Genomic DNA, 13,633 nt, shown 5'->3' with positions numbered 1-13,633 from the left:
AAGGTCTATCATGCTGCGTTTTGAGACCGACTTCATCTAAGTCAGTGCACTGCACTCTGCTGTATACTCAAATAGGAAGCACATAAAGCTAGGAAGCACATAAAGCGCACTCAGATTTCGAATATCGACAAAGCGCAGACAATATAAGCGTACAAAATAAGCGTACAAAATAAGCGTATGAAGTGTGAGATGCGTTGATTGAGCAGAGCGATTCGCTCTATTGGCGATAAGGAGTTGCACCATGAGAGTCATAAACAAAGTTATTGCTTGTCCCCACTGCGGGCACCATCAAGATATCAGTATCGATGCCAGCTGTGGAGACCAAGATTATTACGATGACTGCCGAATTTGTTGTAATCCGATTCACTTACGCTTACACATCGATGAATCGAGACGAACGGTTGAGCTGTATATCGATTCAGACGACGAGCAAATCTATTAAACGAGATTGCACTACCCGCTGCGATGTCACGAAACTAACGGGCTTGTTCGTTAAAACGTCTGGCCAGCACGCGCTCGACTGTGTCGACGATAATTTGTGTTTGGCTGTCGATCTCAATATTGAGTTCATCACCCACTTTATACTGACTTAAATTGGTCAGTTTTAGGGTTTCAGGAATTAAGTGCAACTTAAAACCGGAGTCACTCACCTCGCCAACCGTTAAACTACAGCCATTAACGCCAACAAAACCTTTATAAAAAATGTAATCCATCCATTTAGGCTCAATGCCAAGTGTCAGATCATAATGCTGTTCTGTATGGCTAATATCGATGACTTTGGCCTTAGTATGGATATGGCCAGAGAGAATGTGCCCACCAATTTCACTACCAAAAGTTAACGAACGCTCAACATTAACGCTTTGACCTATAGACAAATTAGCCAGATTCGTCAGTCGCAAGGTCTCTTCCACTACGTCGAAAAATACCCTATCATCAACGACCTGAGTCACAGTAAGACATACCCCGTTATTTGCCACACTTGCACCTATCGCAAGTCCCTCATGCAAATCAGGTTCGAACGCTACCTCAAGGGTATTTAGGCCATCTTTCTTATGTATTGCAACCACCTCGCAGGTGGCTTGAACTATACCTGTAAACATTTTCTGCTCGCTTAATCGTTAAAGGCTGTATTTATGAATCATTCAGGCTATCAAGCCAAACGTTTAATCCAACTGGCGCTGCCGGTACTGATAGCTCAGGTCACTCAGACCATGATGGGCTTTATTGATACCGTTATGGCGGGCCGTGTTAGCGCGGTTGATATGGCCGCTGTTGCGGTCGGCACTAGCCTTTGGTTACCCGCTATTCTTTTCGTCCAAGGTTTACTGATGGCTTTTACGCCTTTGTTTGCCCACTACAATGGAGCGAATAATCAAAAAGCCATCCAACCTTTGGCCTTTCAAGGTGCCTATCTTGCCATCATTGGCGGCATTGGCGTGATGGTTTTCCTCGCATCTGCGCCCTTTGTGCTTAGCCATATGGATTTAGAACCCGAATTATACCGCTTAACCATAGGATATCTCGACGGTATTTTATGGGGCGCACCCGCATTTGTGCTTTATCAAGTGCTACGTGGCTGCAGTGAAGGTATATCCTATACCTTACCGACCATGGTCATTGGTTTTGTCGGTCTAGCCGTAAATATCCCCGCTAACTATATTTTTATTTATGGACACTTTGGCGTACCGGCCATGGGCGGCGCAGGCTGTGGTATCGCCACTGCTCTCGTATTCTGGGCCATGCTAGTTGCCATGACCATTTACATGCAGTTGCATAAAAAATTCGCGGCTTTAGCTCCCTTCAGTAAATTTCATCGCCCAGATTTTGAAACGATGAAGAAAATGACCAAACTCGGCATGCCGATAGCAATGGCGCTGTTTTTTGAAGTGAGTTTATTTGCCATCATAGCGCTATTACTCGCGCCACTTGGCGCAACAGTGGTCGCAAGTCACCAGATTGCGCTCAACTTTTCTGCCATCGTATTTATGCTGCCGTTATCTATCGGTATCGCGGTATCGATTCGGATTGGTTATTACTTAGGCCGTGATCGCGCTGATATTTCCGCGGTGGTCACTAAAGTGGGCTTATGGCTGGCACTATCCCTTGCTCTAACGACAGCGGTTTTGACCGTCTTATTTAGATTCCAAATTGCGAAACTTTATAATGGTGATCCTGAAGTGGTTGCCTTAGCCGGCAGCTTGATGTTGATGGCAGCCCTGTATCAATTATCTGATTCAGTTCAAGTGGTCGCAGCGGGTGCTCTTCGCGGTTATAAAGATACACGCAGCGCCTTTTATATCACGCTGTTTTCCTACTGGGGGATTGGTATGTCACTCGGTTATACCTTAGCTTATACGGACCATATCGTTCCCGCGATGGGCGCCCATGGATTCTGGGCAGGATTGATTGCGGGCTTGACCTCAGCAGCGCTGTTATTTTTCATTCGTCTGCGTTACATCCAAAAGCATGGCGTGCATTTGAGCCTTATTGAAGGTGACAGTGTTCACCATTGATTGCATTAATGGCGAGCGACAGTGCTCGCCTTTTGGTTTATCAGTTTGATTTCGATGCATTCTCTGAAGTAAAGCGAATAAGAAATTGCGATTTTATCAGCGGCGTTGTTGAAACTCTGGGCAAGTTGCACAGCAATTCACCATTTGACGACAAATTTGTTTTTTTTGCTTGCCAGCCCTGCGCTATGCCCCTAATATAGCGCTCGTTCCAAGGCGCAACGCTTTTGAATAGCTTGTTAAATTTTGCGATGCACCCGTAGCTCAGTTGGTTAGAGCACTACCTTGACATGGTAGGGGTCGGTGGTTCGAGTCCACTCGGGTGTACCACTCTCTTCAAAGAGTCTAAATTTGAAATTCAAACAGTGCACCCGTAGCTCAGTTGGTTAGAGCACTACCTTGACATGGTAGGGGTCGGTGGTTCGAGTCCACTCGGGTGTACCATTTCTTATTATGTATATCATTAATCCCCCTCTGCTTATCAAGCTAAATACAATTAATCTGCCTTTTAAAGCAGGTGTTTATGGTTTTCACTGCCTTTATCTTTTGATTTAAAATTCATTCCCAAATATCTCAAAGTTCAAAATCCAAAGTAATATCCAGTGCTAAATCAAATATTCGCAGTGGTATTTCTGCGCCCTCTCCAATCCTTTTAAACGAGCTGCCTAAAAATTTTTGACTAAGTACGGCATCGAACAGACACTCGACGGTTAAGGTCGCAAAATAATGCATTCAAAGTCTGTTCGTTGAAAATAGCGTTCAGACAATCATCTGCAATTATCATCACCGCTCAATAGTGAGCGATCCTATCTGCATTTAGCGAGGAAATCCCAATGTCGAATGAAGGTTATCATGAACCCATTACTGAACTCACCGATAAAACCAAGGACATGCACCGTGCACTTACATCACTGATGGAAGAGCTTGAAGCAATAGACTGGTATAACCAAAGAGTTGATGCGTGCAAAAATAATGAGTTGAGAGAGATACTTATACATAATCGAGACGAAGAAAAAGAACATGCTGCAATGCTACAAGAATGGATAAGGAGACAAGATCCGAGCTTTGATAAACAGCTAAAACATTACCTTTTTACAGATACGCCTGTTGCTCACACAGCTATTGTTCACAAATAAGTATTCAATCTGGCTGTTTGAGTAAGCCATTTTCGTGAGCAAACGCCTTTAGTCACTAAGCTGCCGTTCTTATAATACAAACCTCTGTATGTGTTATTGCACCATTTAGCTCATCTCATACAACCTTGCTGAATACTAGCGTGCAAACTGTAATGCTTCGGACTTAGTGACTTTCATTTTTAGCGTGAAGGACTTCACCTAATGCTACCTTAACGAAATATCTTGCGTGTAAACCATATCTCGCGTGTAAATCTTAGGCGTACAGGACCTTTCAATCTCAGTATGGCGAGCACTGCCGTGCAAGAAAAACGAGCGATGTCAGCCATTTTTGAACGACTAAAAACATCACTCACTATTTTTAGCTACCTACGGCAATTAGAAATGACGACTCAATATTGAGGTCATACATGACTTAGGCTTTATCACTCAAATTTTACCGAGTAGAAGGAGTATAACGAGGATCAATACTACCAAACCTAATCCACCGCTCGGGCCGTACCCCCAGCTCTTACTGTGTGGCCAAGTCGGAGCCACACCGATCAGCATCAGAATCAAAACCACTAATAATATTGTTCCTATACTCATGAGAGTCTCCTAGACATTATGGATATAACTCGAACTAGAAATCTTAATCAATATGACTAAGATCCTTTTAAATACCCACATTAAGCTGCCAAACTTTATGCTTAAGGTGCTTACTTAATTGTAAAAGCCGCTGACATCAACTGTGTTTGTCGGCATCCTTAGCAGCTTCTTTTACATTACCAATTGCTTTTTGAGTTTTACCTTTTATCTGTTTCTGAACCCCTTTCATCTGCTGTTTCGGGTTGCCAACGATCTCACCAATTTTTTGCTGCACTTTGCCTGCTGCGTCTTTTATTGAACCTTCTATCTGGTCTTTGTTCATGGTCAATTTCCTTTTGTTGTTGATATAACATCTAAATAATAATGATCGCTAACAATCAGCTATGAGTCATTGTTCATTTTTAGTAAATAGCGTTTAGTAAACATCTAAATATTTTTAGTAAAAATCTTAGTTGGTAAAATATCAGTAAAGCGACATAGAAATTAGGCTAAAATTAATTCCGCGGTGTTTTCATAAAATTGTGTGACTGGCTCCACATCAATCATACCGTGTCAACTTAGGTATTAATGCTACAATATGACATTGGTTTAAATAGGAAAATATTTTGTAGCAATCTTGAATTTTATCTTAAGTATAAATTGTGGCGATCATTTTATTTACTGAAATCTAGTATTAACCATGACTGAATTCCATTATTTAATTACCTAGTGATTTTCCAACTAAACGACATCATAATGATGAGCCACAACATCAATATAAATAACATAAAATATCTTATTAAGATAAAGCTTACCCATTAAAGGCATATCAATCTAAACTCTGTATCCAATTTATAATTTATCTAAAAGTGTGTCTGTGCGATAGCGTACACATTATAAATATTTTAATACATAATTTAACTTAAAACATCATCTGATACCTAATATAGCTACATTTGCGTATGTCATAGATGCCATTAAAAATATGAATATGAGTATTCAGTGGCTAAACTAAGAAGGAACTAAGAGGTATAACTCTAAAAACGTTAAAATGGTCTAGAGGTGTTCATAGCATCTTGTAGAACTTAGAGAACCACAGTTGGTAGTCTAAGGTTTTTAGCACCAACTAGCCTCGACTGCTGATTTTTACAATAATGCTTCTATATTCGCAAGAAGAACACGATAACCTACGTTACCATAAAATATTTGTCTACCTTCGTCGATAATATAGCTTGGACTGCCTTGTAGGTTTTGTTGTGCTGACTTTTGGTAGTTGCTCATTAATGCGGCTATAGCAGAACCATCATGAACGCTTGAGGTGATTTTTTTCTGTTCCAGCCCATAGAAATCAACCAGATCATAAAGTATTTCAAGCTTACCAATATCCAATGCGTCGATAAAAAATGCACTCCGAAATTTCAATGCCATATTGATACTGGTGTTTTTGTCATAGATAAGTTCAATGGCTTTAAGCACTAAATGAGCATTGGCCGACGTTGTCGGTCTGACTTCTGTCCATATTTTTGAGTTTGTGGGAACGTCATCACGGATAGATGCAGATTTATGTACATGCTCTGCAAAACCATTATATTGACCTTTCTGTTTCCATTGCGTCTCAATTTTTGTTTGAACATCACCAAATACATCAAGATAATGATATTTAAAATAAATTTTATTTTCTAACTTTTGATTTAACTCATCAATACGTTGTTGTGCAACCCAAGCCCACACACAAAGAATATCAGAATAGTAATCAATGATCAGGGGTTGATTCATGTTAATCCTTAATAAGGTGGCAGTTTAAGTCATTCACTCTAGTTTCAAGGCTAATCAATAATTATTGTGATGGCAGATCTACTTGTTACCCACATGAAGTCAAGGTTTCAATATCTAAACTACAGAATAAATACCGAAGCTACACTGAGCAATAGGTACAAGGATGTGATTTTTAGCAGACATACTAGAAGTCATCAATTTGTTTCATATTACGTGCCAGTAATCGCTTTTCAGCTTCTTCAAGGGACAGTATATTGCTAAGAAATTCTGTTACGGAAGGTGCAGAACTGCAGTTTTGTAGATATTCAAACAGCCCTACAATATTTTTATGATACTCAAGTGTGGCCATCGCTATTTCATCCGTATCCATCCTCTTAAACGGATGTTCACCTATGGTGTTAAAAGGAATAGCGGTTTTTTCATAATAATGCCGACAATAAGTGTTAAGTGCATTGCTATTGCCATTATCTTCGAACTGCCTGATAACCAGTGCCATTTTTTGCTCGTGGGCTGAAATATACTCCAACAGTAATCCGCTTCTTTCGCTATCATTTGTAAGTGCGCAATGTGCCGCAAATGCATGCAGCCGTTGGTGTATATTTCTAGTCCATTGCATAACATCATAAAGCGTTTCTATTTGCATATTATTCTCCTCAAAACGGGAGTCCTTGGTCTTTACTGTGAAAAGTGAATCACTTTTCTATGCATTGATGAAAGTAAACTTACTAAACAAGCCCATATTTACTATGACATTATGTCTCATTAAAAGTGCAGTTTTGAAATGATTATTAACTAAATAGTCAAACGCTGATGTCTATTATTAATGATATGAATTATTGACAACTTGTCATCAACATAAAATACTTTATAGGTCCAACAACGGCTTAATCTATATAACACCTGGTCTTTAGCTTAAAAAGCTGGCGATAAGCCACAACCTTGTAATAAGGCTAATGGCATGAGTATACCTATATTTTTCTATTGACTCTGTTCGTTGCCGCACTGATTGTTGACAATACAATGCGCACAAGAAAAAGGGTAAACTACCAACACAATACGTTGCCATTCCATAACTAGATTGAAGGGCATCATCTTCCCGCTTTCAGTTAATAACAGTATTATATTTTGGAACGAACCATAGGTGAGTTAGCCCAATATTTACCGATATCAGTACTGAGTCGTTAATACGCACGAAACAAGCCATCAAAATATTGGGAATAACAATAATAGAAGATAAAAAAGGAGTCGCCGATAACGCGGCTACTCCTTTTATTTAGCGGAAAATTTAAAAGCGGTAATTAAAGCTCAGGGTCACATTACGTGGGGTTCCGTAATGATACACGCTATATGCTTCGGACATTGAGGCAGAGGCAGACATATAAGCATAATATTTTTCATCTAATAGGTTCTCTACGTTAAGTTGCAGATCCATATTGTCAGTAAGGTTATAACGAGCCATCAGGTTGACTAAAGAGTAAGCATCCTGATCGATTTTTACTGTCCCCCCTTCAGAGTAACTATCACTCTGCCAGTTAATACCACCACCCACGGTCAATTCAGGCAGGTAATCAACAAACTGATAAGTTGTGAATAGTTTAAACTGTTTGCGAGGGCTAGTAGCCGCCACTTTTTTTCCGTCAGCATCTTCCGCTGTAAACTGCGAGTAGCCAGCCGTGATATTCCACCCATCGATAAACTCCCCCACCACTTCTAACTCAAAGCCTGTACTCTCAGTACCTTGAGCAGCTTTGTAATAAGTGGTTGGAGTACCGTCAACAATGATAGTCCCAGCGGCTGTTGCCAGATTATCCTGTTCAATCTTAAACAGTGCCACAGCAGTGTGCAGACGATCATCTAGATAAGCGCTCTTTAAACCAATTTCATAGGCTTTACCTTCGAGTGGATCTAAATAATCACCGTTAATATCCTTACTGTTCTGCGGATTAAATATTTCGGTATAACTGGCGTAAACACGATGCTCTTCGTTTATGTCATACAAGGCGCCAACATAAGGAACGAACACGCCATCATCACCAAAGTTAGTATCAGTACCATAACTGATCCCTTCGCGGTTCCAACTAGAAATACGGCCACCGGCAATCACTTTTAAATCATCGGTAATTGTCAGCCGCGTTGCTGCGTAGAAACCTTTCTGCTCGGTATCCATATTTAACTGGCGATTGGCATTTGTTGACCATTCAGGCTCTTCAAAGGCGTTGCTTTGCCAATCATAAAAGTTTTCAACTGCCTTTGAGTCCCAGCCCGTCATATTCTCACGGATGGGTTCATAGGTATCTGCATAGGATTTCTGTTTGCTGTATAAGGCACCAGTCACAAATTGATGCTCACGGTTAAAGAGTTGGTAATCGCCTTTCAACTGAAAATCGAAATTATCAGAGTTACTTTCACCATGGCTGTGATAACGCTGGCCGCTCAATCCTGCACCGGTTTCTTTATTCAGCAAGCCAGACATATAGATCATTTTGGTGGTGGTTTCATATTCCATGCGATTATAGTTCGCCACCAACTGCCAACCATTGCTGAAATAATGGTTCAAGTTAGCAAAATAGTTGATGTTAGTCGTTTCCCAACGGCTCCAATCTGCCGCTGTTGTAGTAGAAACATCCCAATCAGTAACTGAACCATCGCTGAATACTGCTGGTAATGCACCCCACATCGCTCCTTTGGGGTTATTGTTATTGTAACTACCGCCGACGCGCAGCATAGTGTTGTCAGTAATGTCTGAATCAATTACGCCGTAAAGAATGGTCTTACGGTCTTGATAAAGATCCTGATAAGAATCGCTATTGACATATTTCGCGACCATGCGACCACGTACACTGCCACTGTCGTTGAGGCCATTAGAAACATCTGCGGTAACTTGTTTTTTATCCCAGCTACCCGTAGCAACATCAACATAGCCCTTAAGTTCGTCACTGTCGGCATGTTTGCGCACTAGGTTGATTGAAGCAGAAGGATCCCCTGCTCCCGTTAGTAAGCCTGTTGCACCACGCACCACCTCTACACGCTCGTACAGAGAGATATCTGACACAGTCTCACCTGCATCGCCCCCCAAACTCCAAGATAAAGGTACGCCATCGATCTGGTAATTCTGAACCGCAAAACCACGGGCCATAAAGCCATTTCGAACGTTATCTGTTTTAGATGAAGACAAACCTACTGTGTTATTAACCACATCAACAACGGTATTGAGTGCCTGATCCTGGATCCGTTCAGCGGTCAAGATGCTCACTGACTGTGGCGTTTCCTGCAGTGACAGCCCTAAACCTGTGGCGGTATCAATGGTTCGACTCACAGTGTACTTGCCCATCACTGTTATTTTTTCAATATTTTGATCATTTGCATCTGCTGCAGAAGACGGCTCTGCAGCCAAAACTGACAAAGGGTTTAATGCCAAAGTAATGGCAGACGCGAGAGGTAGTAGATAAAAGCGCATAGTAATTTAGGGAGTTTATTTAGGATGAACATACGGTAACACTATTGCGAATCACTTTCATTTGTATTTTGGTGATGTATATAACAAATTCATCATTTATTAATGAGGAATAAACGTCCCCGCTGTGTTTATGCCTTCAAAAGTGAGCGTTTACGGTGAAAAAGGTTATTCTTTACCCGTATTCGGTTAATCATTCTTAATCTACGCCACTAAAAGCGACCCTGCGATTATTACTCCATAGGATCGCCATTAGTGTTTAGCTTTTACTTCATCAGTGTGTCTGTACTATTAGCTCGGCAGGCAGAGGCCACTTTGCCACTTGCCACTCACCTTGCCAATTCTCTATCGATATCCACAGACTATCGGCGGAGGTTAGCGTCTTAGTTGCGATGGCGTGTACGTGTTGGCCATGCTTATTACCGTGTAAAATACCATTCTCACTGCGCTGTAAATCTGCTATTGGCAAAGCCTGCGTTCCAATATTGGCATAGCCTTGGCGTATATTGCCTACCTCACCTTTTTCAAAAACCAACATAAAATCTTTCACATAGTCATCATGATGCACATAGGGTGCTTTTAGATCTAAGGGTAAAGGGGCTATTTTAAATTCACCTAACTCTTGAGTCTGCCAGGCCGGTGGAAATGTAGGTGTTAGCGACTGATACAAAAACAATAGGGGGAGCAATAGAATAAACCCACTCAGTTTATATTTATTTTTTTGCCAAAAAGTTGAATGAATGAAAGCCATTAACGTACCTCCTCTAACCTATCTGTCACAGTACTGGGGGATTCCATTTTTTTAATTGCACGCACATTACGCAGTCCCCACATCATAAATCCCGTGATTGACATACCCGATAGGATCACCCCAAAAATAAACCAAATGATTTTTGTCCAGATACCACCTAAGGTACCGTAATGCAAAGGATCTGCGATATGCATTAGTGTTTGTATCCCTGTCATCGTCTCGGGTGATGTCGCTCTTGCAATCTCCCCCGTCCAAGGGTTAATGCTAAGGTTGTAAGAATACTGATCGTAAAAAATGTGCTCGCCACTACCGCTCAGATGATACATGTCACGATTATGCTCGGGTTTCATCACATAGCTTGGTTGAAAGTCAGGAAAGTGCGTTTGTGCTAATGTTAAGGCTTGTGCAAATGACACGCTTGGATCTGCGGGATTCACATCACCCTTTTGGATAAAGGGCAATTGCTCAGCAGCAACCAATGGCGCATGTGGCTCAATATCAATATCTGCATGCCAAAAAATGGCTTGGACTAAATACCATAATCCGGTAACGGCCATAATCGCGATAAACCAAATAGACCACACACCAGATAATTTATGCAAATCGGCCAATAGTGTCTTTTTACCTTGACTCACTCGTAATTTCGGAACAAAAAAACTTCGCCAAAAACGTTTATAAACAATGAGTCCCGTCACTAAAGACGCGAGCATAAACAGCGTCATCGAACAGACAAGGTAATAGCCCAAGCTGTAACCGCTTTGCCAAGGAAATAATAACCAAGCATGTAAAGATCTGATAAAGCCGGCAAATGTCATGCCTTCATTAATCTGTTGGATCTCACCTGTGTATTGATTGACATAGGCCATGGCATAGGGTTTATCCGCGTCACTGAACATGATCACATTGACCATATAAGGTTCTAAGGTCATAGCGCCAGAGACTGCCGCACTTGGGTAGGCTTCCTCAACAATCGTCATTAATTCACTAACCGGTTTTACGGGTAAATCATTAGGGTTCAACGCCCTCGATGCAGGATTCGTTAACCAAGTGATCTCATGACTCAGTACCGCAATCGTCCCCGTCAAGCAGATAAAACAAAATAACAACCAAATTGGGAGCGACACCCAACCATGCAACATAAACCAGAATCGGTTACTGATCTTCGCCATTTGTGACTTTCCTAACACTTATCGTATTTCGCGAGTGTAAAGGTAATGCAAATTGTTATCAATACGATGTACTGGGAATTGTTTTCAATTAGAATGCCGGTCACAAAATACTATGATGGGGAATCATGATGGATAAAACCTTGTTAGCAGCGCTCATTTCGAGCCTATTGTTAGCGCCGAGTTCCTACGCTGACGAAACTCAATCAGACGCAGACGCCAATATCGAAGTGATCAGTATTAAAGGTAGTCGTTTAGATAAAGCTGCTACAGCAACGGGCTTACCCTTAACACTGAGAGAAACGCCGCAGTCAGTGACGATTATAGATCAAGAATTTATTCAGAGTTTTTCTCTTAACAATGTTGCTGACTTAATGTTTTTAACACCGGGTATTTCTGCACAGAAAGCAGAAACTAACCGCTACTTTTTCAGCGCCCGTGGTAATCCAATCACTAACTTCCAATTTGATGGTGTGCCTGTTAACTATTCTAGTTTCTTCAATGATGCTTCGACCGATACGGTTATCTTCGATCGAGTAGAAGTGGTTCGTGGTGCAACAGGATTATTAACGGGTGCAGGAGAACCCTCGGCCGCCATCAACCTCATTCGTAAACGTCCAAAATCTTCACCAGGAGGTTACCTCAGTACAAAAGTAGGTTCATGGGACAGTTATCGTGTAGAAGGTGATAGTTCAGTGGACATAACAGAAGATGCCGATGTCCAAGCACGTTTTGCCGCCGCCTATGAAAAATCAGATAGTTTTACCGATCTAGCCGAAGATGAAAATCTGCAAATTTATGGCGTCGTTACTGCAAGATTAAGTGATAGCACATTATTCACTTTGGGCGCGGACTATAGTGACCGCGATCCAAAAGGCTCCACTTGGGGAGCGCTGCCACTGTTTTATGCCGACGGCAGTTTAGCGAGTGACCTTCCCCGTTCGACGACCACTGCAGCATCTTGGTCTAGTTGGAAACGCCATGGTGCGAACGTTTTTTCTACTTTAGAACACAACTTTGATAATAACTGGGAACTCAAACTCGACATAGAACATCGTGAGGATAAGATGGATGGGCACTTGCTATATTTATATGGCTCCCCAGATAAAATCACAGGTTTGGGGATGAGTGCATTGCCTATGATTTACCAATCAACCCGTAAGCAAGATGCGGCGCGAATATTTGCTTCAGGGCCATTCGAACTATTGGGTCGAGAACATAAGCTAACAACCGGCCTACTCTATTCAAAACAAGATATTAGCGCCGACTCTTTCTACACCACAGATGTTTTAAGCGTAGGCAATTTCTTTGAGTGGGATGGCTCGATTGCAGAGCCAAATTATCCATCGATTCCTACCAATGAAGAGACTGAAGAGATCCAAAAAGGTGCCTATATTGCTACCCAACTCAATCTGCACGATCAGATCACACTGCTGTTAGGTAGCCGTATCAGCCAATATAAAGTCGATCCAGGTTATGAGCACAATGATGTCATTACGCCGTATGCAGGATTGATTTACGATATCAGTGACAGTGTGTCGATTTATACCAGTTACACTGAGATTTTTCAGCCTCAAGATGCCAAAGATGCTAATAACAAACGCTTAGACCCGACAACTGGCAATAATATTGAACTTGGCAGTAAAGCCGATTTTTTCGACGAAAAACTCACCGCCAGTGTTGCAGTGTTTAAAGTTCAAAAAGAAAATGTGGCGGAAAAAGATCCTAACATTAAAGACCCACTTCCTGATGGTAGCTTTCCAATGCGCGCTGTGGATGGCACCAGTAACCGTGGTTTTGAAATGGAACTAACGGGTAGACCCACAGAGGATTGGGATCTGTACCTCAGTTACACCTACAGTGAATCTGAAAAAGCCGATGGTTCGGCCTTTGGCACGCATTTGCCTAAAAACTTAGTACGATTATCTTCGCTCTATCACTTTGATGGCGCTCTAGAAGATCTCACATTAGGTGGCAACTTAAGCTGGCAGAGCAAGATTTATGTAGAAAATGCGGGGCCTAACGGCGAAAGCTCTGAACAAGCCAGTTATTTCCTTACCAATCTTATGGCAAGTTATCAACTCACTGATGATGCGATTGTTCGTTTGAATATTCGAAACTTGTTTGATGAAAAGTACTACTCTAGTATTGATTTCTACAATCAAGGTTTCTTCGGCGAACCGCGAAATGTCGAACTTAGCCTGAGTTATAATTTTTAGTCTAATTGTTAATCGCCAATACCGCGCATCACTTTTATGCGCGGTATACCTAAAGCT

12 protein-coding genes and 2 tRNA genes are annotated in these 13,633 nt (G+C 41.6%); 6 read left to right on the top strand and 8 right to left on the bottom strand.

All coding sequences use genetic code 11. The features are described 5' to 3' along the window. Positions 1-241: 241 nt before the first annotated feature. Complete coding sequence (locus tag L5L97_RS05865; protein ID WP_263181411.1) at positions 242-442, top strand: CPXCG motif-containing cysteine-rich protein; 201 nt, start codon at positions 242-244, stop codon at positions 440-442. 34 nt (positions 443-476) lie between these two features. Here L5L97_RS05865 and L5L97_RS05860 read toward each other — a convergent pair whose 3' ends face one another. Beyond that, the gene (locus L5L97_RS05860) at positions 477-1,100 is read right to left on the bottom strand and encodes a riboflavin synthase (RefSeq protein ID WP_028759933.1); all 624 of its coding nucleotides are present in this window, start codon (positions 1,098-1,100) and stop codon (positions 477-479) included. Between the two features lie 33 nt (positions 1,101-1,133). Between L5L97_RS05860 and L5L97_RS05855 the strand changes: the two genes are divergently transcribed. From L5L97_RS05855 to L5L97_RS05840, 4 genes are all read left to right on the top strand, one after another. After that, on the top strand, positions 1,134-2,513 hold the full coding sequence (locus tag L5L97_RS05855; RefSeq protein ID WP_028759932.1) for an MATE family efflux transporter: 1,380 nt from the start codon (positions 1,134-1,136) through the stop codon (positions 2,511-2,513). 250 nt (positions 2,514-2,763) lie between these two features. Continuing rightward, a tRNA-Val gene (locus L5L97_RS05850) sits at positions 2,764-2,840 on the top strand. A gap of 37 nt (positions 2,841-2,877) precedes the next feature. Continuing rightward, positions 2,878-2,954: transfer RNA gene (locus L5L97_RS05845), tRNA-Val, on the top strand. A 389-nt stretch (positions 2,955-3,343) separates the two neighbouring features. Beyond that, positions 3,344-3,646: an encapsulin-associated ferritin-like protein gene (locus L5L97_RS05840; RefSeq protein WP_219234161.1), complete on the top strand. Its 303-nt coding sequence runs from the start codon at positions 3,344-3,346 to the stop codon at positions 3,644-3,646. A gap of 426 nt (positions 3,647-4,072) precedes the next feature. On the opposite strand, the gene L5L97_RS05835 is transcribed toward L5L97_RS05840, so the two are convergent. From L5L97_RS05835 to L5L97_RS05805, 7 genes are all read right to left on the bottom strand, one after another. Then, positions 4,073-4,225: a DUF3309 family protein gene (locus L5L97_RS05835; protein WP_301553935.1), complete on the bottom strand. Its 153-nt coding sequence runs from the start codon at positions 4,223-4,225 to the stop codon at positions 4,073-4,075. A gap of 142 nt (positions 4,226-4,367) precedes the next feature. Beyond that, the gene (locus tag L5L97_RS05830) at positions 4,368-4,553 is read right to left on the bottom strand and encodes a CsbD family protein (RefSeq protein WP_131524760.1); all 186 of its coding nucleotides are present in this window, start codon (positions 4,551-4,553) and stop codon (positions 4,368-4,370) included. 803 nt (positions 4,554-5,356) lie between these two features. Further along, positions 5,357-5,986: a DsbA family protein gene (locus tag L5L97_RS05825; RefSeq protein WP_263161206.1), complete on the bottom strand. Its 630-nt coding sequence runs from the start codon at positions 5,984-5,986 to the stop codon at positions 5,357-5,359. 184 nt (positions 5,987-6,170) lie between these two features. Continuing rightward, a complete protein-coding gene (locus tag L5L97_RS05820; protein WP_263161209.1) occupies positions 6,171-6,629 on the bottom strand; it encodes a hypothetical protein in 459 nt (152 codons plus the stop codon). Between the two features lie 642 nt (positions 6,630-7,271). Next, positions 7,272-9,443: a TonB-dependent siderophore receptor gene (locus L5L97_RS05815; protein WP_263161212.1), complete on the bottom strand. Its 2,172-nt coding sequence runs from the start codon at positions 9,441-9,443 to the stop codon at positions 7,272-7,274. A 271-nt stretch (positions 9,444-9,714) separates the two neighbouring features. Next, positions 9,715-10,191, bottom strand: coding sequence for a hypothetical protein (locus L5L97_RS05810; protein WP_028759925.1), 477 nt, complete (start codon positions 10,189-10,191; stop codon positions 9,715-9,717). Then, positions 10,191-11,360, bottom strand: coding sequence for a PepSY-associated TM helix domain-containing protein (locus L5L97_RS05805; RefSeq protein ID WP_263181410.1), 1,170 nt, complete (start codon positions 11,358-11,360; stop codon positions 10,191-10,193). The genes L5L97_RS05810 and L5L97_RS05805 overlap by 1 nt, the downstream gene beginning before the upstream one ends. 128 nt (positions 11,361-11,488) lie before the next feature. Between L5L97_RS05805 and L5L97_RS05800 the strand changes: the two genes are divergently transcribed. Then, the gene (locus L5L97_RS05800) at positions 11,489-13,576 is read left to right on the top strand and encodes a TonB-dependent siderophore receptor (RefSeq protein WP_317629525.1); all 2,088 of its coding nucleotides are present in this window, start codon (positions 11,489-11,491) and stop codon (positions 13,574-13,576) included. Positions 13,577-13,633 lie beyond the last annotated feature (57 nt).

It is taken from the genome of Shewanella sp. SM71, assembly GCF_025653905.1.
In the GTDB taxonomy this organism is placed as follows: domain Bacteria; phylum Pseudomonadota; class Gammaproteobacteria; order Enterobacterales; family Shewanellaceae; genus Shewanella; species Shewanella oncorhynchi.
This window is presented reverse-complemented; position numbering and strand designations above follow the sequence as displayed.